We start from the raw sequence: 20405 nt of genomic DNA on the forward strand, positions 1-20405 counted from the left end.
ACGTCAGTGACGTGGCGCACAGGCGGCGCAAGCCCCGCACCGGGGCGTTCATCGATTGTTTATGCTCACAAGACATGCTGAGTGTGTCGATTCGTCGCGTCGGGGGGCAGCTGACGGATCGCCGGGGGGACTCCTCGGTTCGAGTGAGGCCCCCTGGATCCCTGCGCGGCGACACCCGGGGGAGTCGCCGCGCAGGGGTCCCCCGCCAGCGCCGCCGAACACACGGGAGACGAGCCATGACTGCCGAGAACAACGAAGAACTCACCACCATGGACAACCACACGCCCGCACCGCCCGCGAACGCCGGCGTGCCGAAGCCGCTCGACAACCACACGCCCGTGGCTCCGGCGAAGGGAAAGTCCACCGCCACGACGCAGGACAACCACACTCCCGCGCCGCCGGCGCCGTAGCACGACCGGCACCAGCAGCACGATCCGCACAATCTGACAGACCTTCTCGGGACGGGGGAACGGCCGCGGCGGCGCGGAGGGGGAGCCGCCGCGGCCGACCACGTCGCCGTCCCGGCAGTGCGTGCGGCCCTTGAATCCCAGAGCCCCTGAACTCAGTTGTCCAGCACGGCGGTCGGGTAGCAGTCCCGTACCCGCGCGACGCGGCCCGGGTGGTCCATCGTCACCCGCGTCGTCCGGGACTCCCCGCCGTCCAGGGTGACCAGCGCGCTCCCCGTGTCGACCTTCGTGCCGGAAGCGCCCTGGAATTCGACGTCGACCCGGTAGGTGTCCAGTCCGTCGAACGCGCCGTCCGGTGCCGTCACCCGGACCATGCTGTACGTGACGGCCTTCTTCTTGCCCTTGGCGCCGCGAGCGCAACTGACCGTCTCGGCCACCGGTTCGGAAGCTGACGCCGAGGGCGTCGGACTCTGCGTGTACGTGTCGTCGTACGTGTCGTCCGCCGCCGTGTCGGCGCCCGACGAGCCGTAGTCGTCATCGTCGTCGTAGTCGTGGTCCGAGTATGTGCCGTTCTTGGTCTTCGAGCTGGAGCAGCCGCCTCCGCTGGAGTGACCGCTGCTCTTCGAACCGTGTCCATGGCCGTGGGACGACGAGAATCCCGTCAGTCCCAGCATCACCACAGCCACGGCGGCCGTGAATTTCAGACGTCGACGCAGCAAGGCCGAGTCCCTTCCCCGTTGGTCCAGTTGGTCAGTCGTTCAGGTGTTGCCGATCATTCCTAACAGCATGTACACGCCCAGCGACGGCCGGGTGGTTCCGGGCGTGATCCGGCCTGGACGGGGTAACCGACGTAACGTCGGCACGACGCGCGGCAGACGCGGCAGGCGACCAGCACGACAGTCCGCACGGCAGTCCAGTCAAGGAGGCCGACGATGGTCCGGAACGTCATAGGCTCGGTGCTCGCCCTCGTCGGAGCGGCAGCAGGCGTGGCGAGCGTGTTCAAGCCCTGGTACGACCACCGGGTGGGTCATGACTACCGCGTCAGCGACCTGTTCGACGGCATCTCCGCCGGAACCCCCAGCCTCGTCGAGTCGATCGTGCTGCCCTTCGCGTTCGCCGCGCTGGTCACCCTGGTCGGGCTCGTGATGCGCTCACGGCTGCTGGTGGCGCTGGCAGGACTGGTCTCCCTCGCCGCGACCGCCCTGTGGACGGTCCGCCAGGGCCAGGCCAACGGCGGCAGCCTCACGCTCAACACCGACGGCACGGGCCTCGCGCTCGGCGTCGGCGCCGCGGCGGCCGGTGGTGTCCTGCTGCTGCTGGGCGCCGTGGTGATGAGCGGCCGGCAGTCGGTCCGCAGCCGGCGGGAGCCCGCGTACGACGGCACCGGAGTCAACGGGTCGGGCGGCGCGCACACGCTCAACGGGTCGCACGGTACGGACGGGTCGCACACCGAGCCGACGTACGGAGACCCGCAGCCGACGCCGGACGGACGGTCCGACGGACGGTCCGACCCCGAATGGCCCACTCCCCCGTCGGCGCAGAGCGGCGACACCCAGACCTGGGGCAAGACCGAGCCGTGGGACCCGCAGCGCCACTGACCGGCACCCGGGCCGGGCAGGCCGCCCCGCCGCAGCGGCTCCCGCCCCGCCTCAGCGGCTGCCGCTGCGCCCCGTCGCCGTCCCCTTGACCGCGTCCAGCGCGTACACGCAGCGGTCCTTGCTGCACGCGTACACCACACCGCGCTGCGCCACGGGCGAGCCCGTGATCTCGCCGCCCGTCGCCAGCTTCCAGCGCAGCTGCCCGCCGGTCGCGTCCAGGGTGTACAGCACGTGGTCGGCCGAGCCGAAGTGCAGCCGCCCGTCCGCGACGACCGGGGCGCCGATGACCTCGCCGCCCGCGGCGAAGCGCCATTTGGGCGTGCCCGTCACCGCGTCGAGCGTGTAGAGCGCGCTGCCGCTGCCCACGTGCACATTGCCGTCGGCGACCAGGACCGGCTCGATCGACTGGCGCGACTCCGTGGCGATGCGCCAGCGGTCCTTGCCGGTGGTCGCGTCGAGCGCGTAGACCGTGCCGAGGTAGTCGGCGAGATACACCCCGCCGCCGGTGACGGCGGGCCCCGGCGCAAAGGCGGGCGGGGAAAGGAAAACGGCGGGCGCCTCGAAGTGCCAGCGCACCCGGCCGCTCGCGATGTCCACGGACAGGACGCGGGTCCCGGCCGAGACGTACAGATACCCGTCCGGCGCGGGGGTGACCCGCAAGGGCACACCGCCGCAGGACGCGGCGTCACCGACGGGATACGACCAGCGCTCGGTGCCCGTGCGCGCGTCCAGCGCGCGCAGGCGGGCGTCCTGCCATACGTAGACGGTGCCGTCGAAGACGGCGGGGCCCGCCTCCGGCGTCTCGAAGTCGCTCTGCGCGCCGCTCGTCTCCCACAGCTTCTCGCCGCTCGACGCCTCCCAGGCCTGGACGCCGCCGCCGCGCGTGCCGGTGACGACCGTGCCCCGGTCGACCTTGAGCGAGTACACCCAGGCGTCCGTCTGGAGCCGCCAGCGCTCGCTGCCGTCCTTGCCGTCGAGCGCGTACAGCGTGGGTCCGTCGGAGGCGTGGATACGGCCCTGGGCGACGGCCATCGCCCAGGCCACGTCCCTGGTCTTGAACTGGCGCCGCCCGCTGGCCACGTCCAGGGCGTGCACCTCGAAGGACGTCACGTACAGCAGATCGCCGTCGACGACGGGCGTTCCCCAGACGTCGTTCGACATCCGGAACCGCCAGGGCCGCCAGCGGCCGTGGCCGGGCGCCGGGGCCACCTCGGGGGACGGCACGACCGGCTGCGTGGGTCCTGGCCCGTGAGCAGCGGTCGGTGACGGTACGGCGCTGGTGGGCGCCTCCGTGCCGTTCAGCCCCGCGGGGGGCCTGATCCAGCCGGTGGCGGGGCCAGCCTCGGCGACGGCGCCCCCGCGGCCGTCCCCCGCGCGGGGTCCCGGGCCGATGGGGACGGGTGAGCCGGAGAGCCGGACGGGGCCGCCGGGCGTGGCGTGCTGGCCGCCGGCCTGCGGTCCGCCGCCCTGCTGACCTGGGCCGCGCTGACCGTCCCTGCCGCCCGCGCCGTGCTTTCCGCCGCCTGCGGGCTGCCAGGCCGCGTCCCAGTCGGGCGTACGCCCCGCGCCCACCTGGCGCTGTCCCGCCTGCGGGGGCTGCACCTGCGACGGCGGCCGGCCCTGCTGGGGCGGCAGCGGTGGCCGGGGCGGTCCCTGCGCGGGGTCGGGGCGGGCGGCGGCGGGCGACGGGGTGCGTACGCCGGCCCGGCGGCGCTCGATCATCGCCGTGGCGAGATCGGGCAGCCAGGCCGATGCCGTACCGCTGTCGTCACTGCCGGAGGCGAAGAGGTGCGGGGCCAGCTGGGACTGGAGATCGGCCGGCGAGGGCCTGCGCAGCGGGTCCATCTGCATGCAGGACTCGATGAGCGGCCGCAGCTCGGCGGGCAGGCCCGCCAGGTCGGGGCCCTCGCGCAGCAGCATGAAGACGGTCTCGACGGGGTTGGCGCCGTGGAAGGGTGCGTGTCCGGTGGCGGCGAAGACCAGCGTGGAGCCGAGCGAGAACACGTCGCTCGCGCCCGTCACGCTGCGGGAGTCCCTGGCCTGCTCGGGCGACATGTACGCGGGGGTGCCGACGGCGACGTTCGTCATGGTCAGCCGGGTGTTGGAGACGCCGGACGCGATGCCGAAGTCGATGACGCGCGGTCCGTCCTCCACCACCAGCACGTTCGACGGCTTGAGGTCGCGGTGCACGAGGCTGGCGCCGTGGATGGACTGCAGGGCCTCGGCGATCCCCGCGGCCAGCCAGCGCACGGCCTGGGCCGGCATGGGCCCGCATTCGTTGACGATCTCTTCGAGCGAGGGGGCGGGCACGTACGCGGTGGCCAGCCAGGGCACGGCGGCCCGCGGGTCCGCGTCCACGACGGCCGCGGTGTAGAAGCCGCTGACGGCGCGCGCCGCCTCCACTTCACGCGTGAAGCGCACCCGGAACAGCTGGTCCTCGGCAAGCTCGGTCCGTACGGTCTTGATCGCCACCCGGCGTCCGGACGCCGAGCGCGCGAGATAGACCAGCCCCATGCCGCCGGCTCCGAGCCGTCCCAGCACCTCGAAAGGGCCGATACGTCTCGGGTCGTGCTGCGTCAGCTGCTCCACTTGCCTGCCACCTCCCCGTACGGGCCACAAAGGTACGGCCCCGTGCCCCCTGATTCTTCCTGTCCGGGGCACCGGTTGCGAACCCGGGGGCAGAACGGGGTGTCTCGTCCCGATCGCGCCACCCCATCAGCCCTCTCCGCGCTCTCCCCCGCTCCCTCCCTGCTCTCTCCACGCCCTCGCGCCACTCCCTTCCCGCTTAAATAGAACAATTGCCCAATTGTCCCCACCCGATCCCCGGTCCCGCGCGAACTTGTCCACCGAAGTTGTCCACAGGCTGTTGATAACACTAATGAGTGTGGATATCGGGGCCCGTCCACGCACCGGAACCAGGCGGCCGAAACCCATTTGCAGTCGGCCAAATCGCGCTCCGATCACCCGTCGGTAAGCTGACGGCATGACAGGACAAGTACGCACCGTCGACGGCCGCGTGGCTGGTCGGCGCGGCCAGGCGACGCGACAGAAGCTACTCGACTGCCTCGGCGAGATGCTCAGCTCCTCGCCGTATCGGGATGTCAAAGTCATCGATGTGGCCCGGAAGGCGGGCACTTCACCCGCGACCTTCTACCAGTACTTCCCGGATGTCGAGGGCGCCGTCCTCGAACTCGCCGAGGAAATGGCCAAGGAAGGCACCGGGTTGACCGAACTGGTCTCCGGCCGCTCCTGGGCCGGCAAGGCCGGCTGGCAGACAGCCGAGGAACTGGTCGAGGGATTCCTCGACTTCTGGCGCCGGCACGACGCGATTCTGCGTGTCATCGATCTCGGCGCGGCCGAAGGGGACAAGCGGTTCAACAGGATCCGTACGCGGATCATGAACTCCGTCACCAACTCCCTTACGGAATCGGTCAAGGAGCTCCAGTCCAAGGGCAAGGTCGACAAGGACGTCGTCCCCGCCGCCGTGGCCGGCTCCCTGGTCGTGATGCTCGCGGGCGTCGCCTCGCACCAGAAGGGCTTCCAGGCCTGGGGTGTGAAGCAGGCCGAACTGCGCCCGAACCTCGCCCTGTTGGTCCATCTGGGCATCACGGGAAAGAAGCCCGTCAAGTAACGGCGACCCCGTCGGAACAGACGGAAGCCCGTAGGGCACCAACGCATCGAAGCGACACCGAGTGAAGGTCCCTGTCCTGTCACGCCGGCGGCGGATCAACCAGCTGATCCCCGCCGGCGCTTCCGTCCCAAGGCGCGACAACCGTCAGACCGGTTGAATGGACGCATGGACGACGATCAGGACGAACAGCGGGACGCGTTCCGCGCCCTTCTGCACACCCAGCGGGTCTGGGAGAACGAACTGCCCGACTTCGACCCCGCCACGACGCCCGAGCGGCCCCTGCAGCTGTTCCGCCGCTGGTTCGCCGAGGCGGTCGCCGCCGGGCAGCCCGAACCGCACACCATGACCCTGGCGACGGCCGACGCCGACGGCCGTCCCGACGTACGGACGCTCATGCTGCACGACGCGGACCGGCGGGGGCTGCACTTCGGGACGCACAGGACCAGCCGCAAGGGCCGCCAGCTGGCCGAACGCTCGCATGCCGCGCTCAACTTCTACTGGCCGACGCAGGGCCGGGCCGTACGGATCAGGGGCCGGGTCTTCGCGGCGCCGGAATCGGAGAGCGACGCGGACCTGCGGGCCCGCTCGACGGGCGCGCTGGCCTCGGCGCTCGTCGGCCGGCAGAGCGAAGTCCTCACCTCGACGGACGAGTTGGCACAGGCGAGTCAGGCCGCGTGGGAACGGGCCGAGCGCGACCCGGAGGCGCCGGTGCCGTCGTGGGCGGGATACATCCTCGACCCGGACGAGGTCGAGTTCTTCCAGGGCGACGATCGCAGACGGCACATCCGGCTGCGCTACCGGCGCGACGACGAACCGGACCTGTGGGAGAAGGAACTGCTCTGGCCCTGACCGGTCTCACTTTGACCCGTCGCGCCCTGACCGGCCGTTGTGGCAGTCACGGTGGGGTCGGGCGCGGGGTCCGTGGCGATCCTGGCGTGCATGTGCACGTCCCGGAACAGGTCGAGCCTGCCCTCCTGGAACATCGCGTCGCGCTGCGTCCCCTCGTACCGGTACCCGCAGCGCTCGGCGATCCGGCAGGAGGCGTCGTGGCCGATGGCGTGGCCCAGCTCGATCCGGTGCAGTCCGGCCTGCTCGAAGGCCCACCGGGTGCAGACCTCCAGCGCGCGCCTGGCCACGCCGTGGCCGCGCGCCTCGGGCAGGACCCAGTACCCGACGCGGCCGCTGCGCTGGCGCAGATCGAGCATGCCGAGGCCGACGCTGCCGAGGATCGCGCCGTCAGGCCCGTAAGGGCCGCCGCCCGGCCCGTACGCCCCTCCCCCGCTCCCGCTCCCGTCCCCGTCGGCCACCACGCAGAACTGCGCCATTTCGGCGCGCTCCCAGCCCTCGCGGCGCCGCCGGACGAGTTCCGCGGCGCCCTCCTCCGTACGCACCCGCACCAGCGGGGTGTTCCAGCGCTGGAACTCGGCGTCGCTGAGCCCCCGCAGCAGCGCCGCCTCGTCGCCGGCGCGCCACAGGCGCAGCCGTACGCCGAATCCGCTGATCTCGCCGGGCGGCGGCAGACGCGGTACGGCGGAGTCGGTGAGATCGCTCATCAGCCCATTCAACACATCTACGGGCACAGTGGCGCTCGCACGGCCCTGCGCGCGTGATCGATTCGCAACCGATTCAGGTCTTGACCGAGACCCAACAAATGAGCGCGAGATTACGCTCAGGTTTCATGCGCGCGGATACCGACCTCACCACCGACCGCCCCGTGTACGTCATCGGCGGCGGCCCTGGCGGGCTCGCCGTCGCGGTCGCCCTGCGCGAGCGCGGGATACGTGCCGTCGTACTGGAAAAGTCCGAAGCCGTCGGCGCGTCCTGGCGCGGCCACTACGACCGGCTGCGCCTGCACACCACCCGCCGGATGTCCTCGCTGCCGGGCCTGCCGATCCCGCGCTCCTTCGGCCGGTGGGTCCCCCGGGACAAGGTCGTGCGCTACCTGGAGAAGTACGCGGAGCACCACCGGCTGGAGATCGTCACCGGCGTCGAGGTGATGGGGATCGAGCGCACCGCCGACGACACCGGCTGGCTGCTGCACGCCACCGGCGGCAGGGAGTTGACGGGCAGCGCGGTGGTCGTGGCGACCGGCTACAACCACACCGAGCGCCTGCCGTCCTGGCCGGGCATGGACTCCTTCACCGGCGAACTCCTGCACGCGGGCGACTACCGCAACGCCGAGCCGTACAAGGACAAGGACGTCCTGGTCGTCGGCGCGGGCAACACGGGCGCGGAGATCGCCGTGGACCTGACGGAGGGCGGCGCGTCCCGGGTCCGCCTGGCGATCCGCACGGTCCCGCACATCGTCCGCCGCTCGACCCTGGGCTGGCCGGCCCAGTCGACGGGCATCCTGGTCCGCCGCCTGCCGACCCGCCTCGTCGACCGCGCGGGCCGCCTGATGGCCAAGCTCGCCGTCCCCGACCTGTCCGACAAGGGCCTGCCCCGCCCCGACACCGGCCTCTACACCCGGGTACGCGAAGGCGCGATCCCGGTCCAGGACGTGGGCCTGCTCAAGGCGGTACGCAAGGGCCGGGTCGAACCGGTGGCGGCGGTGGAGTCCTTCGAGGAGACGAAGGTCGTCCTGGCGGACGGCTCCCACATCACCCCGGACGTGGTGATCGCGGCAACGGGTTACCACCGCGCCCTGGAACCCCTGGTCGGCCCGCTCGACATCCTGGACCCCCGGGGCCGCCCGGTGGTCCACGGCCCCCGCACCTCGCCGAAGGCGCCTGGCCTGTACTTCACGGGCTTCACGAACCCGATCAGCGGCATGTTCCGCGAACTGTCCATCGACGCGAACCGCATAGCGAAGGCCCTGGCCAAAGCGGCTCGCTGACTACCCGTCAGTTCACCACCTCCCCCGGCGCGTCCAGGCGTCCGGGGGGTTCGCTGCGCGCGATCCGCATCAATGGGGCAAACTGGAAATTCCATGTGTCCAGGTCCGACATGAGCGGCGACGCGCCGGACATGAAGCTCATCTCTCGAAGGAGAGCATCATGAGCGACCCGACCAGCCCCCAGAACGCCCCCACCGTCGTCCTCGTGCACGGCGCGTTCGCCGACGCCGGCAGCTGGGCGGCGGTCACCGAGCGCCTGGTGGCCGCCGGAGTACCCGTACGAGCCGTCGTCAACCCGCTGCGCGGGGTCGCCGCCGACGCCGCGTACGTGGCGAGCATGATCAACCAGATCCCCGGCCCGGTCCTCGCCGTCGGCCACTCCTACGGCGGCGCGGTCATCACCAACGCCGCGACCCGGACGCCCAACGTGGTCGGCCTGGTCTACGTAGCGGCGTTCGCGCCGGACGAGGACGAACTGCTGGGCGACATCGTGGGCCGCTCGAAGGACAGCGTCCTGACGACCGCCCTGGAGGAGTACCAGTACCCGACGGGCAACGGCTCCGAGACCGCCACGGAGCTCCAGATCCAGGCCGCCAAGTTCCGCTCGGTCTTCACCGCCGACCTCCCCCAACTGCAGTCCGACGTGTACGGCCTCTCCCAACGCCCCATCGCCGCAGGCGCCTTCGCCGAGAAGAGCGGCCCGCCCGCCTGGAGGAACCTGCCCGTGTGGGCGGCGGTCGGCACGGAGGACACGGCGGCGGGCAGCGACGTGGTCCGCGAAATGGCCCAGCGCGCGGGAGCGGACATCACCGAGATCCGCGGCTCCCACGTCATCATGATCTCCCAGCCCGACGCCGTCACAGAGGTCATCCTGAAAGCCCGCACCAGCCTGAGCTGATCTCGACCGCAGTCCGGGCCGGCCGATCACGGGACCACGCCTGTCGGCGCCGCTCAGGCAAGCGCGTCGATGGCTCGGACGATCAGGGCGCGGGCGTCGGAGCCGTACACCGCCATGGCGCGCAGTTCGTCGAACGCTTTCAGATACAGGGCTATCTCGGACGGCTGGGTGATGTTCACCTGGGCCGAGAGGAGTTCCACGGATACGAGGCTGTCGTCGTAGATGTTGAACGTCTCTTGGGCCCACAGCCGCCGCTGCCGGGTCCGCAGGGGGATCACTCCCAGGGACACGGCGGGCAACGCCCCCGCGCTGAGCAGGTGGCCCAACTGCGCGGCCATCGCATCGCTGTCGCCTATTTGGTAGCGAAGCACCGCCTCCTCGACGAGCAGCAGGAAACGGTGCCCCGGTTCGTGGACGATCCGCGACCGCTCCAGGCGCGCGGCAGCCGCAGCTGCTCCGTCGTCGGGGACGTCCAGGAACCGGGCGTTCGTACTGAGCAACGTGCGGGCGTACCCCTCTGTCTGCAGCAGACCGGGTACCAGCGTCGTCGAATACACCCGGAACAGTGCGGTGGATCGGTACAACTCCAGGTAACTGTCCTGGAGCTGTCGCAGCCCGGTACGCGCACGACGGCGCCATTCCGTATACAGGGACTCCGCATGCAGCGACGCGGCGATGAGATCGTCCACCTGGTCGGTGGCGGTACAGGCCCTGCACCACAGGCGTATGTCCGTGGGGGAAGGGGGTGTTCGGGCGTTCTCGACGCGGGAGGTCTTGGCATGGTGCCAGCCGCACGTCGCCGCGAGTTCCTTGACGGTCAGCCCGGCGTCCTTCCTGATCTCACGCAGCCGGCGCGCGACGCCTTCGCGGGCTGCCTGTGCCGAGGACGACGGGGAGCTGGGCATGAACGGGCCTACCGGTACTTCCTGGTCAGCGGATGTCGTACTGCTCGTGCGGTACGGCGAGTTCCCACACGGACTCGAAGGCGTCCGCGCACTGTTTCACGATGCTGGACTCGGTCCGCGGCTCGATGCCGGGGGCGGCCCAATTGCCGTCGCCGCCGAAGTGATTGAACAGGACGGTCGTCCCGTCGAAGATCCACAGATCGGCGCCGGGCAGCAGCAGCGTCGCAGCGCGCCGCCGTGGCAGCCAGCGCACCTGCTCCCCGGCATGCACATTGACGCCGGACCCGGCGTGCTCGTACCGGATGTAGTCGGTGACGGGTTCGGAGACGACGCGTGCGCGCCGTACCAGCACCCCACGGGCAGTGGCACGGCTGACGAGGTCGACCCAAGGCGCCCAGTAGGCGGACCCGGGATCGGCGTCCCGCAGGCCGGTCCGCTTCCAGGCTTCGAAATCGTCGAGTTCGTCGCCCACGCCGTAGACGTCGCGCATCTCCAGATGGACGGCGGAGTGCCGCGCCGCCTCCATGAAGTCCTTAAAGTCCGGCACTTTCTGCGACATCGCACGCCTCCCTCAGCAGGCCCGTCAGACGGACGGGGATCCGGATGACGGTCTCGTGGTCAGGAATGCCCTCCGCATGCCCAGGTGCGGTGTTCCGGACGCACTCCAGGCGCGTGGCGTCGTCCGCCGTGTAGCCCTGGATCACGATGTCCGCGGTCTCGGTGTCCACCCATGCGGTGGGTGAACCGTTCTGGCCGGTTTCGGGGTCGATGCCGACGAACCGTAAAGGCATGGCGTGCCTCCCGTACTCTCTCCTGTGCATCCGGTGCACCGATGTGCATAACCATCAACGCCTCTTGACGCCAAGTCAAGAGAGTGAATTCAGCCTTTCCACGAGACCAATTGTCTTTGTGCACATTCATGCACATCACTTTCCGGAGCACCCGTGCCGTGCCTACCGTCGTGCCATGACCAACGACGGCAAGCACGGCGGAAGCCCCGCACCCATCAAGCCTTGGACGCCACCGCCGACACCCCCGACACCTGACGGATCGGGTCCCCGTACGACCGCCCCGGAGGAGTGAGCGATGCCGGCCGCTCTGCGGGCGGCGCACGCCGCACTCGTCGAAACGCTCGCCGAGCGGGGGCTGTTGTCGCCGCGCTGGCGGGATGTGTGGGAGGCGGTTCCCCGGCATCTGTTCATCCCGCCGCGTGTCTGGCGTCAGGGCCCTGATCGGTGTGAGCCGGTCAGGGCGGGCACCGGCTGGCGCGAACTCGTGGGCAGCGACGAGCCGATCGTGACCCAGCTGGACGACGGCCGCGACGATGGCCCCGGCACTGCCACTTCCGCCAACAGCAAACCGTCGATGGTCGCCATCATGCTCAACCTTCTGGATGTCGACGACGGTCAGCGGGTGCTGGAAATCGGAACGGCGACCGGTCACGTCGCCGCACTGCTCTCCGAGCGCCTCGGCGACGACCGCGTCGTCAGCGTCGAGATCGACCACGAGCTGACCCGCCAGGCGGTGAAGAACCTCGCCGTCGCCGGATACGCGCCCACCGTGGTCACGGCGGACGGTGAACAGGGCTGGCCGGCCGGCGCACCGTACGACCGGCTCATCGCCACCTGCGCCCTGCGCCACGTCCCGTACGAGCTGGTGCGGCAGGTACGTCCCGGCGGGATCGTGGTCGCGCCGATGGCCCGGGAGTTCTGGAGCGGGGCGCTGGTCCGGCTTTCGGTCCTGCCGGACGGCACGGCATCGGGGCCGTTCGGGGGTGGGGCCTCCTACATGCCGATGCGTGCGCACCGGGCGGCACCCGCCGTCCGGGTGGACGAGAGCACCGCGCGGGCGGCGACCGGCTCGGTCGATCCGCGCCGGCTCCTCGGCCTGGGCTTCGCCCTCTACGCGGGCGCCCGGCTGCCCGGTGTCTCGATGACGCACACGGAGCAGGACCGGACCGTACGCGTCTGGCTGCAGGACAAAGACGGTTCCGGAGCCTTCGTCGAACGGACCGGAGTGTCACAGGTGTGGCAGTACGGTCCGCGCGGCCTGTGGGCCGAACTGGAGCTGGTGTACGCGGAGTACGTCGCCCTGGGGCGGCCGGCGGCCGACGCGTTCGGTCTCACGGTCACCGCCCGCCGTCAGGACGTATGGCTGCGCTCCCCCGACACAGTCATCGCCCCGACGGACTCGGATCGGAAGGTCAGGCCGTCGACGGGCTTACCTTCAGGGGGAGTTGGGGGCGGCGGCGGATGACCAGGGCCATCAGGGCTGCCGCAGCGCACAGGGCGCCCGAGGCGTACCAGACCACGTCGTAGGAGCCGAAGGTGTCGCGGGCGACGCCGCCCAGGAAGGCTACGAGGGCCGCGCCTACCTGGTGGGAGGCGAAGACCCAGCCGAAGACGATGGCGCTGTCCTCGCCGTAGTACTCGCGGCACAGGGCGATCGTCGGGGGGACCGTGGCGACCCAGTCGAGGCCGTAGAAGACGATGAAGAAGACCATCGGCGGGTGCACGGTCGGGGCCATCAGCATCGGCAGGAAGATCAGGGAGACGCCGCGCAGCGCGTAGTAGACCGCCAGCAGGCGGCGGGCTTCGAAGCGGTCGGTGAACCAGCCCGAGGCGATCGTGCCGACGACGTCGAAGACGCCGATCACCGCGAGCAGTGAGGCGGCCGCTGTCATCGGCATGCCGTGGTCGTGGGCCGCCGGTACGAAGTGGGTCTTGACGAGGCCGTTCGTGGAGGCGCCGCAGATCGCGAAGGTGCCGGCGAGCAGCCAGAACGGGCCGGTGCGCGCCGCCTTGAACAGCACCTTCACCGCGCGGCCCGCCGCTCCGTGCATCGGGGCCGGCTTGGGTACGAACTCCGGTGCGCCGTAGGCCGGCAGGCCCACGTCCGCCGGGTGGTCGCGCAGCAGCAGCCAGACGAACGGGACGACGGCTATCGCCGTCAGCGCGACCGTGATCGAGGCGGGCCGCCAGCCGTGGTGTTCCACCAGCCAGGACAGCAGCGGCAGGAAGACCAGTTGGCCGGATGCGCCGGCCGCCGTGAGGATGCCGGTGACCAGGCCGCGCCGGGCGACGAACCAGCGGTTGGTGACGGTCGCGGCGAAGGCCAGCGCCATCGAGCCGCTGCCCAGGCCGACCAACAGGCCCCAGCACATGATCAGTTGCCAGGCCGCCGTCATCCAGACCGTGAGCAGCGAGCCGATCGAGATGATGGTGAGCGCGATGGCCACCACCCGGCGGATGCCGAACCGGTCCATCAGCGCCGCGGCGAACGGCGCCGTCAGGCCGTACAGCGCGAGGTTGACGGAGACGGCGAAGCCGATCGTGCCGCGCGACCAGTCGAACTCCGCGTGCAGCGGCTCGATCAGCAGTCCCGGCATCGAGGCGAAGGCCGCCCCGCCGATGATGGTCACGAACGCCACGGCGGCGACGAACCACGCCCGGTGGATCCGGCCCGGGTCGCGCTGCGGGCGCGGCGAGGCGGTCGCCCCACGGCGCTGGTCGGTCGGGGTGCCCTCTGCGCCTCGTTCGGTTGTCTGAGTCACGTCCATCAGCATCCGCGAACCCGTCCGTCCCGACGAGTGGCCCGAGGGACACCCTTCGATATGATCGGGCCATGGAGTCATGCCGTCCGGTTCAGGCCGCGGATCGCCCGTACCGCGAACAGCACCCCGCACACCCCCACATTGATCAGCGCCCCCGCCACCAGCACCCGCCGCACCCCGACCGCTTCGGCGACAGGACCCGCCAGCGCCCGGCCGACGGCGAGCATGATCAGCGAGCCCGCCACGTCGTAGGCGTGCAGCCGGTTGAGCGCCTCGTTGGGTATCTGGGTCTGGACCGTGGTCGACCACATCACCAGCCAGAACGCCAGCGACACCCCGCCCACGAAGAATCCTGCGGCCAGCAGCGGCACCGGTACGTCGTACGCCAGCACCAGCACGTTCCCGATGACGCCGAACAGCGCGAACGTCCCGGCGAACAGCGGCCTGCGCGGGCGCAGTCGTATCGCCACCAGCCCGCCGGCCACGCTGCCCGCGCCGTTGACCGTCATCATCAGCCCGAACATCGCCGAGCTGTGCCGCTCGGTGACGACGACCGCCTCCAGCGGGGTGAGCGGGCCGAGCACGGTGATGCCGTACACCGACCAGACGGCGATGACCCCCCACAGCCACGGCCGCGCCGCGAACTCCCGCCAGCCGCCGATCAGTTCCGCGAGCATCGACTCGCCGGTGCGCACCACAGCCGTGGGCATCCGGATCAGGAACAGACAGAGCCCGCTGACCGCGAACGTGCCCGCGTCGACCCCGAAGATCGCGCCGGGCCCGGCGAATCCGGCCAGCGCGCCCGCGACGGCGGGGCCCGCCATCGTCGTCAGCGACTCGGCCACCCGCAGCACCGCGTTGCCGCGCTGCACGTCCGGCGCCATCAGCGGCAGCATGCTGGCCACGCCCGGCTGGAAGACGGCGGCGCCGAGCCCGCCCAGCGCGCTGAGCGCGTAGACGAGCGGGAGCGACGGCGCGCCGCCGGCGAACAGCGCCGCCAGCGCGACCGCGCAGACCAGCCGTACGGCGTCGGCCAGGACCATCATCCTGCGCGGCGTGAACCGGTCGGCCAACACCCCGCCGACCAGGACGAATCCGGCGAAACACGCCATCCACGCGCCGAGTGCGAAGCTGACCGCCGAAGCACCGTGCCCGGTGTCGAGGAGCCCGGCGGCCAGCGCGACGGGCACCATGCCGTCGCCGAAGCGGGAGACCGTGCGGGCGACGAAGAAGTACCGGAAGTTCCTGTTCCAGAGGCCGGTGTCCGCCTCCGCCACCGCCGTCAGCGGCTGGTCGAGGATCTCGCCGGTCGGCTGCTTTTGATTCACAGACCCGACACTTATCAAGTAAAGGTCTAAACCACCAGTGGGTACTGTGGAGCGCGAAGGAGACCACCATGCCGAACCAGCCCGTGCACCGGATCGCCGTCCTCGTGCTCGACGGGGTCATCCCCTTCGAACTCGGCATCCCCCAGCGGATCTTCAACCGCGCCAAGGATCCGGCGGGCGAGCCGCTGTACGAGGTCGTGACCTGCTCCGTACGCGCGCCGGGTCCGGTCCGTACGGACGCCGACTTCACCATCAACGTCGAGAACGGCCCCGAGGTGCTGGCCACGGCGGACACCGTGATCATCCCGGCCTCCTACGAGTCCGACCCGGCCCATACCGAGGGCCGCCTCAGCGACGAACTCGCCGCCGCCTTCGGCCACATCCGGCCCGGCACCCGCATGGTGTCGATCTGCACGGGCAGCTTCTACCTGGCCGCCGCAGGGCTGCTGGACGGCCGGCCCGCCACCACCCACTGGTCGTCCGCAGCCCACTTCCAGCGGCTGTATCCGCTGGTGAAGGTCGACGCCGACGTGCTGTTCATCGACGACGGTGACGTACTGACCTCGGCCGGGGTGGCGGCCGGCATCGACCTCTGTCTGCACATCGTGCGGCGCGACTTCGGCACGGGCGTCGCCAACGACGTCGCGCGGCGCACCGTCGTACCGCCCTACCGCGAGGGCGGCCAGGCGCAGTACATCGAACGCCCGGTGCCCGAGCCGCAGCTGGCGACGACCACGGCGGCGCGCGCCTGGGCGCTGGCCCGGCTGCACGAGCCGATCCAGCTGCGCGACATGGCCGAGCAGGAGTCCATGTCGGTACGGACCTTCACGCGGCGCTTCCGCGAGGAGGCCGGCGTCAGCCCCGGCCAGTGGCTGACGCAGCAGCGGGTCGAACGGGCCAGGCATCTCCTGGAGTCGACCGACCTGTCGGTCGACCAGGTCGCCAGGGACGCGGGGTTCGGTACGGCGCAGTCGATGCGCCAGCACGTCCAGTCGGCGCTCGGCGTGCCGCCGACCGTCTACCGGCGCACCTTCAGGGCGGAGTCCGTCGACAGCTGGCGCGCCGTGCCGCACCGCCGCCCCCCGTCCGGAGGCGGCCCGCTCACGCCAGACGTGCCGTCGTGACCGGCCGGGACGGCTCGCAGTCGCACGCCACCGCGGCGGCCGTCGCGACCACCGGAGCCGGAGCCGCAGCCGTGGCCCCTTCGCCCGCCGCCGCCGTACAGCCGCTCACCCGGTCCACCTCGCACCAGATCTGCTTGCCGCCGCCCTCCGGCTGCCAGCCCCAGCGGTCGGCGAGCCCGTCGACCAGTTCGAGCCCGCGGCCGTTGGTGTCCTCGCCCTCCGCGTGCCGTGGGGTCGGCGGACAGGAGCTGAGGTCGGCGACCTCGACCCGTACGGTCCCGGCGTCGGCGGCCCCCAGCCCGAACAGCATCCGCAGCACGGCCGGGCAGCCCGTGTGCACCACCGCGTTGGTCACCAGCTCCGAGATGAGCAGGATCAGCGTCTCGGCGACCGGCTCGTCATCCTCTATCCCGGAGCCGACGAGCCTCGACCGGGCCCACCTGCGGGCTCGTCCCACTTCCGCCGGGTCGGGCCCGACCTCCAACTGAACCTGAAGCACCTGCACCGCTCACACCATCCGAACCGGCGGACACATCGCCTCGCGCCTCGACAGGGTCCTCGACAGGGTCACACAACGTGATTTCCTTGCGAGACAGCATGGTTGACGTACAGTCACCGCAACAAGCGCTTCGGGCATATTCCAGCGCGAAGGAGTACGCGTGGTGCATACTGTGCGACGCACATTGCGGGGAGTCGAACATGGGCGCGTACGGCGCCCTCGCACCGTGCGAGCGGCGCACATTCGGCTCACCGGAGTCGCCGTACCGGCAACACCGCGACCGTCGCGCCTCACAACTTCTCGCACCCCACGGAGCGTACCGGAGCCGTGACACGACTCCGGCCTGTGACGGTACGCCGTAAGGACACAACCCGGTATCGACCGCGGGGCGGCGCGCACACCACGCTCAGTGACGCAGCAGAGTGCTCAGGCCAGAGCTGCCGCCTGCCGCCCCTCCAGGCCGAGTTGCCGGCGGAGGCGGTCCTGCGGCCCGCGGCGCCGACAGTCCACGGATCCGGAGGTCTACGGCTCCGGCGGTCTACGGCTCCGGCGGTCTACGGCGCTCCGGCGGTTTACGGCTCCGGCGTGACGTAGTACTCGGCGAACGCGGCGAGGATCTCGTCCTCGCTGACCTTCCCGTCGCCGTCGGTGTCGAGCCGGGGGCCCACCTGGGCCGCCAGGTCGGGGTCGACGCCCAGGACGCGCAGCGCACGGCCCAGCGATTCGAGCGCCACCCCGCCGTCGCTCTCCTCCGCGATGGCGACCGCCGCGCTGAGGAACGGCCGGGCGATCTCGGCGAACCGCTGGGGGCTGTCCCGCAGCCGCTTCACAGCGCCTGTGACGAACTCCAGCCGCGTGACCCGCTGGTCACCGTCCACATCGGCGATCCCGGCCATGCCCTGCCAGAACGCCTCGGCACCGCTGTAGAGCGCCTGGCCCTTGTCGGAGCGGGCTGTCGTGCCGAACTCGGCGAGCAGAGCCGCCGCCGCCGCGCTGAAGTCCTCACGATCGATGTAGCCGCTGTGGTCCTGGTCGAAGGCGGCGAAACGGGAAGTGATCTTGCCTTCGTATTCTGCGCTGTCCATGTCGGGAGCGTACGACTCCTGAGGGGCGATGTGTCCACTTACGCGGACAGCGGCTGAGCCCGGTCGTCGACGGCCGACGGCACATCCGGATAGATATCGAACAGACGGCGCACTCCCAGCGCCGCCAGCACCCGGTTGACATGGGAGCCTTCGGCGGCGCCCTGGTCGGGCAGGATCAGGTGGAACCGGCCGTGGCAGGAGCGCATCAGCCGGCGTGAGGCGATCAGGACGCCGACCCCGCTGGAGTCGCAGAAGAACACCTCGGACAGGTCCAGCACCAGATCCCGCTGCCCGGCGGCGACCGCTTCGTGGACGTGCTGGCGCACTTCGGGTGACGTGATCAGATCCAGCTCGCCGATGATGTGCAGCACGGTCCACGGACCGAATGCCGTCTCGTCCACCTTGAGCGTCACGGATCTGGACCCTTCCTCGTCCGGAAGCAATCCGGAACGTACCCTTCCGCGGATCGCTGTTCCGGGGCCCCTGCCCGGTGCCCGTACGACGAAACCTCTTGCCGGCGAGGCTGGCCGTGACGGGGGCGCACTTGACGCAAAGGGGCGTGCGTTGTCCGTCATGCCGACTACATTCGAAGCAGAACCACAGGCGTTGGGGGGTCGGATGGCGAAGGACACACCACCCCGCTGGGACCGCAGGATGCAACAGCGGCTCGCGCGGGGTGAGGCGGCCGCGCTCGGAGAGCTGTACGACCGCTTCGCGTCCCTGGTCCACAGCCAGGCCCAGCGCGTGCTCGACGACGACGCGGCGGCCGACGCCGTCACCCGCGAGGTCTTCGGCTACGTCTGGGAGAACCCCGACGGGTACGACCCGAAGCAGGGCTCCATGAAGTCGTGGGTGGCGAAAGTCACACACCGGCAGGCGGTCCTGCGGCTGCGTCAGACGGAGACCGCCGCGTACGAGGCGGGCGGCGGCGACGCCCGGGACGTCGATCCGGCGCAGGCGGCCGAGCTGGAGCAGAAGGTGCGCAGGGCGTCGGCCGCCGCACGCGCCGACTTCATCGTCACGTCCATGCCCGCGCCGCTGCGGGCCGCACTCGACCTGGCGTACCACCAGCGCAGGAGCTGCCGTGAGACGGCGGAAGACCTCGGCGTGACGGAAGAGGAGACCCGCCGCAGGCTGCGGCTGGGTCTGCAGCTGCTGTCGACGGCCGCCAACACCCCGCCGGACGGACGTGCGCTGTGACGGGACCCTTGGACGGCGACGGAGCGAGCGGCAGCGGCGGGTCCGGGTTTCCCCGGATACCCGGGCCGCGCCCGGCTGCGGACAACCTGGACCCGCTCCCGGACGAGACCCCGCCGCCCCTGCCGACCGCCGCACCGGCCGGGACCGAGGCGCGGGAAGACGTCCCGCACGAAGAGGTGCCGCACGCCGTGCTCATGTCGCTCCTCGGGGCCTGGGCCCTCTCCGCCTGTTCCGCCGACGAGACCACCCTCGTCGAGGACCACCTCACCGAATGCGCTGCCTGCGCCGATGAGGCGCTGCGGCTGCGTGACGCCGTCGAACTGCTCAGGACCGACCGCAGCCTGGACCTCGACCCCCGGCTGCGCTCCCGGGTGCTGGCGAGCTGCCTCAGCCGCAGGCCCGCCCGGATACCGGTGCCCGACTGGGCCGCTCCCTACGACGCCGAGACCGCCCGGCTCGACGCGCTGCTGCGTGACATCGGCGAGTCCGAGTGGCACACGGCCGTGCGGCTCAGGTGGTTCGAGCACGACAAGCCCGTGTCCCGGAACACCACGGTCGCCGGGGTCATCGGCCATCTCTTCACCGTGGACGGTCTGGTGGCCGCCGCGCTCGGCCTGGACGACCCGCTGACGGACCCTGAAGGCGCCGAGCCCGAGGAACACGGGGCAGGCCGTCCCGCAGGGCTCAGGACGCCGCCCGTGGCGCCCACCGAGCGCACGGAGCGGTTCTGGCGGGCCGGTACGCGGCAGCCGGCCGTCGGCAGCACCCATGAGCGCTGGCGTGAGCAGAGTCACAGTCTCGTCCGTACGGTGTCGTTCGCCGGCCGGGGCGCGGCCGAGCTGTCCGTGTCGTACGGGGACTTCGCGCTGCCGCTGCGTGACGCGCTGCTGGAGCGCGCCTTCGAGTGCTGGGTGCACGGCGCCGACATCGCGGAGGCGGTGGCGTACCCGTACGACCCGCCGAGCGCGGCCCATCTGCACGGCATGGTCGACCTGGCGGCCCGGCTGCTGCCCGCCACGCTGGCGGCGCGGCGCCGCGGCGGGCTCGCGGCGCCCGCCCGGCATCTGGTCGCGGCGGGGGCCGAGGGGCGGTCGCTGCATCTGGAGGTCGAGGGGGCGGGCGGCGGTGACTGGTACATCCCGCTGGACTCGCCGGGCGCGATCGGCTCCCCCGACCGCGCGGTGGCCCAGGTCGCGCTGGACGGCATCGAGTTCTGCCAGCTGGTGGCGGGGCATGTCGCGCCGGAGGAAGCGGCGGCGGGCCAGGACGGCGACCGCGAGGCGATCAGGGACGTCCTGTTCGCCGCGGCGGCGATGAGCCGGCTCTGAGCCCCGGACCAGC

At 71.2% G+C, this 20405-nt stretch carries 21 protein-coding genes; 10 read left to right on the forward strand and 11 right to left on the reverse strand.

Annotation, left to right across the window (positions count from 1 at the left end; all coding sequences use genetic code 11):
* Window positions 1-236: 236 nt before the first annotated feature.
* Window positions 237-410 (forward strand): sigma-like protein, encoded by a 174-nt coding sequence (locus tag OHS57_RS16300; protein ID WP_107070081.1) that lies wholly within the window; start codon window positions 237-239, stop codon window positions 408-410.
* A gap of 152 nt (window positions 411-562) precedes the next feature.
* Here OHS57_RS16300 and OHS57_RS16305 read toward each other — a convergent pair whose 3' ends face one another.
* Window positions 563-1126: a hypothetical protein gene (locus tag OHS57_RS16305; protein ID WP_328582419.1), complete on the reverse strand. Its 564-nt coding sequence runs from the start codon at window positions 1124-1126 to the stop codon at window positions 563-565.
* Window positions 1127-1339: 213 nt separating this feature from the next.
* Between OHS57_RS16305 and OHS57_RS16310 the strand changes: the two genes are divergently transcribed.
* Window positions 1340-2005 (forward strand): hypothetical protein, encoded by a 666-nt coding sequence (locus OHS57_RS16310; protein ID WP_328582420.1) that lies wholly within the window; start codon window positions 1340-1342, stop codon window positions 2003-2005.
* A 51-nt stretch (window positions 2006-2056) separates the two neighbouring features.
* On the opposite strand, the gene OHS57_RS16315 is transcribed toward OHS57_RS16310, so the two are convergent.
* Window positions 2057-4594 carry an outer membrane protein assembly factor BamB family protein gene (locus tag OHS57_RS16315; RefSeq protein ID WP_328582421.1) on the reverse strand — a complete coding sequence of 846 codons (2538 nt, stop codon included), beginning with the start codon at window positions 4592-4594 and terminating at the stop codon, window positions 2057-2059.
* Window positions 4595-4988: 394 nt separating this feature from the next.
* Here OHS57_RS16315 and OHS57_RS16320 point away from each other — a divergent pair, with 394 nt between their 5' ends.
* Window positions 4989-5636, forward strand: coding sequence for a TetR family transcriptional regulator (locus OHS57_RS16320; protein WP_078863592.1), 648 nt, complete (start codon window positions 4989-4991; stop codon window positions 5634-5636).
* Window positions 5637-5801: 165 nt separating this feature from the next.
* A complete protein-coding gene (locus tag OHS57_RS16325) occupies window positions 5802-6485 on the forward strand; it encodes a pyridoxine/pyridoxamine 5'-phosphate oxidase (RefSeq protein WP_041988552.1) in 684 nt (227 codons plus the stop codon).
* On the opposite strand, the gene OHS57_RS16330 is transcribed toward OHS57_RS16325, so the two are convergent.
* Window positions 6431-7189 (reverse strand): GNAT family N-acetyltransferase, encoded by a 759-nt coding sequence (locus OHS57_RS16330; protein ID WP_328582422.1) that lies wholly within the window; start codon window positions 7187-7189, stop codon window positions 6431-6433. The genes OHS57_RS16325 and OHS57_RS16330 overlap by 55 nt on opposite strands.
* 125 nt (window positions 7190-7314) lie before the next feature.
* On the opposite strand from OHS57_RS16330, the gene OHS57_RS16335 reads away from it, so the two are divergent.
* Window positions 7315-8472: a flavin-containing monooxygenase gene (locus OHS57_RS16335; RefSeq protein ID WP_328582423.1), complete on the forward strand. Its 1158-nt coding sequence runs from the start codon at window positions 7315-7317 to the stop codon at window positions 8470-8472.
* Window positions 8473-8479: 7 nt separating this feature from the next.
* Here the strand turns inward: OHS57_RS16335 and OHS57_RS16340 are convergent, their stop codons facing one another.
* Window positions 8480-8614: a hypothetical protein gene (locus OHS57_RS16340; RefSeq protein ID WP_328582424.1), complete on the reverse strand. Its 135-nt coding sequence runs from the start codon at window positions 8612-8614 to the stop codon at window positions 8480-8482.
* Window positions 8615-8632: 18 nt separating this feature from the next.
* On the opposite strand from OHS57_RS16340, the gene OHS57_RS16345 reads away from it, so the two are divergent.
* Entirely contained in the window at window positions 8633-9370 is a 738-nt protein-coding gene (locus OHS57_RS16345; protein WP_041988547.1) for an alpha/beta fold hydrolase, read from the forward strand.
* 53 nt (window positions 9371-9423) lie between these two features.
* Here the strand turns inward: OHS57_RS16345 and OHS57_RS16350 are convergent, their stop codons facing one another.
* Both OHS57_RS16350 and OHS57_RS16355 read right to left on the reverse strand, forming a co-directional pair.
* Window positions 9424-10275: a helix-turn-helix domain-containing protein gene (locus OHS57_RS16350; protein ID WP_328582425.1), complete on the reverse strand. Its 852-nt coding sequence runs from the start codon at window positions 10273-10275 to the stop codon at window positions 9424-9426.
* A gap of 25 nt (window positions 10276-10300) precedes the next feature.
* Window positions 10301-10834 carry a DUF6879 family protein gene (locus OHS57_RS16355; protein WP_328582426.1) on the reverse strand — a complete coding sequence of 178 codons (534 nt, stop codon included), beginning with the start codon at window positions 10832-10834 and terminating at the stop codon, window positions 10301-10303.
* 527 nt (window positions 10835-11361) lie between these two features.
* On the opposite strand from OHS57_RS16355, the gene OHS57_RS16365 reads away from it, so the two are divergent.
* On the forward strand, window positions 11362-12531 hold the full coding sequence (locus tag OHS57_RS16365; RefSeq protein ID WP_328582428.1) for a methyltransferase domain-containing protein: 1170 nt from the start codon (window positions 11362-11364) through the stop codon (window positions 12529-12531).
* On the opposite strand, the gene OHS57_RS16370 is transcribed toward OHS57_RS16365, so the two are convergent.
* Both OHS57_RS16370 and OHS57_RS16375 read right to left on the reverse strand, forming a co-directional pair.
* Complete coding sequence (locus tag OHS57_RS16370; protein WP_443042903.1) at window positions 12479-13840, reverse strand: MFS transporter; 1362 nt, start codon at window positions 13838-13840, stop codon at window positions 12479-12481. The genes OHS57_RS16365 and OHS57_RS16370 overlap by 53 nt on opposite strands.
* A 65-nt stretch (window positions 13841-13905) precedes the next feature.
* Window positions 13906-15114 (reverse strand): MFS transporter, encoded by a 1209-nt coding sequence (locus OHS57_RS16375; RefSeq protein ID WP_328585081.1) that lies wholly within the window; start codon window positions 15112-15114, stop codon window positions 13906-13908.
* Between the two features lie 110 nt (window positions 15115-15224).
* Here OHS57_RS16375 and OHS57_RS16380 point away from each other — a divergent pair, with 110 nt between their 5' ends.
* Window positions 15225-16280, forward strand: coding sequence for a GlxA family transcriptional regulator (locus tag OHS57_RS16380; protein ID WP_328582430.1), 1056 nt, complete (start codon window positions 15225-15227; stop codon window positions 16278-16280).
* On the opposite strand, the gene OHS57_RS16385 is transcribed toward OHS57_RS16380, so the two are convergent.
* The 3 genes from OHS57_RS16385 to OHS57_RS16395 all read right to left on the reverse strand — a co-directional run bounded on the left by OHS57_RS16385 (window position 16258) and on the right by OHS57_RS16395 (window position 18277).
* Entirely contained in the window at window positions 16258-16785 is a 528-nt protein-coding gene (locus OHS57_RS16385) for an ATP-binding protein (protein ID WP_328582431.1), read from the reverse strand. The genes OHS57_RS16380 and OHS57_RS16385 overlap by 23 nt on opposite strands.
* A 566-nt stretch (window positions 16786-17351) precedes the next feature.
* Window positions 17352-17864 (reverse strand): EF-hand domain-containing protein, encoded by a 513-nt coding sequence (locus tag OHS57_RS16390; RefSeq protein ID WP_041988541.1) that lies wholly within the window; start codon window positions 17862-17864, stop codon window positions 17352-17354.
* 38 nt (window positions 17865-17902) lie between these two features.
* Entirely contained in the window at window positions 17903-18277 is a 375-nt protein-coding gene (locus OHS57_RS16395; RefSeq protein ID WP_041988540.1) for an STAS domain-containing protein, read from the reverse strand.
* Window positions 18278-18482: 205 nt separating this feature from the next.
* On the opposite strand from OHS57_RS16395, the gene OHS57_RS16400 reads away from it, so the two are divergent.
* Window positions 18483-19064 (forward strand): sigma-70 family RNA polymerase sigma factor, encoded by a 582-nt coding sequence (locus OHS57_RS16400; RefSeq protein ID WP_328582432.1) that lies wholly within the window; start codon window positions 18483-18485, stop codon window positions 19062-19064.
* A complete protein-coding gene (locus tag OHS57_RS16405) occupies window positions 19061-20392 on the forward strand; it encodes a zf-HC2 domain-containing protein (RefSeq protein ID WP_328582433.1) in 1332 nt (443 codons plus the stop codon). Before OHS57_RS16400 ends, OHS57_RS16405 begins: the two co-directional genes overlap by 4 nt.
* The last annotated feature ends 13 nt before the right edge of the window (window positions 20393-20405 follow it).

This window comes from Streptomyces sp. NBC_00370, assembly GCF_036084755.1.
In the GTDB taxonomy this organism is placed as follows: Bacteria; Actinomycetota; Actinomycetes; order Streptomycetales; family Streptomycetaceae; genus Streptomyces.

Coding starts and splice junctions, on each gene's coding strand:
- OHS57_RS16300 (WP_107070081.1), top strand. CDS start 237: ATGACTGCCGAGAACAACGAAGAACTCACCACCATGGACAACCACACG.
- OHS57_RS16310 (WP_328582420.1), top strand. CDS start 1,340: ATGGTCCGGAACGTCATAGGCTCGGTGCTCGCCCTCGTCGGAGCGGCA.
- OHS57_RS16320 (WP_078863592.1), top strand. CDS start 4,989: ATGACAGGACAAGTACGCACCGTCGACGGCCGCGTGGCTGGTCGGCGC.
- OHS57_RS16325 (WP_041988552.1), top strand. CDS start 5,802: ATGGACGACGATCAGGACGAACAGCGGGACGCGTTCCGCGCCCTTCTG.
- OHS57_RS16330 (WP_328582422.1), bottom strand. CDS start 7,189: ATGAGCGATCTCACCGACTCCGCCGTACCGCGTCTGCCGCCGCCCGGC.
- OHS57_RS16335 (WP_328582423.1), top strand. CDS start 7,315: ATGCGCGCGGATACCGACCTCACCACCGACCGCCCCGTGTACGTCATC.
- OHS57_RS16340 (WP_328582424.1), bottom strand. CDS start 8,614: ATGAGCTTCATGTCCGGCGCGTCGCCGCTCATGTCGGACCTGGACACA.
- OHS57_RS16345 (WP_041988547.1), top strand. CDS start 8,633: ATGAGCGACCCGACCAGCCCCCAGAACGCCCCCACCGTCGTCCTCGTG.
- OHS57_RS16350 (WP_328582425.1), bottom strand. CDS start 10,275: ATGCCCAGCTCCCCGTCGTCCTCGGCACAGGCAGCCCGCGAAGGCGTC.
- OHS57_RS16355 (WP_328582426.1), bottom strand. CDS start 10,834: ATGTCGCAGAAAGTGCCGGACTTTAAGGACTTCATGGAGGCGGCGCGG.
- OHS57_RS16365 (WP_328582428.1), top strand. CDS start 11,362: ATGCCGGCCGCTCTGCGGGCGGCGCACGCCGCACTCGTCGAAACGCTC.
- OHS57_RS16370 (WP_443042903.1), bottom strand. CDS start 13,840: ATGCTGATGGACGTGACTCAGACAACCGAACGAGGCGCAGAGGGCACC.
- OHS57_RS16380 (WP_328582430.1), top strand. CDS start 15,225: ATGCCGAACCAGCCCGTGCACCGGATCGCCGTCCTCGTGCTCGACGGG.
- OHS57_RS16390 (WP_041988541.1), bottom strand. CDS start 17,864: ATGGACAGCGCAGAATACGAAGGCAAGATCACTTCCCGTTTCGCCGCC.
- OHS57_RS16400 (WP_328582432.1), top strand. CDS start 18,483: ATGGCGAAGGACACACCACCCCGCTGGGACCGCAGGATGCAACAGCGG.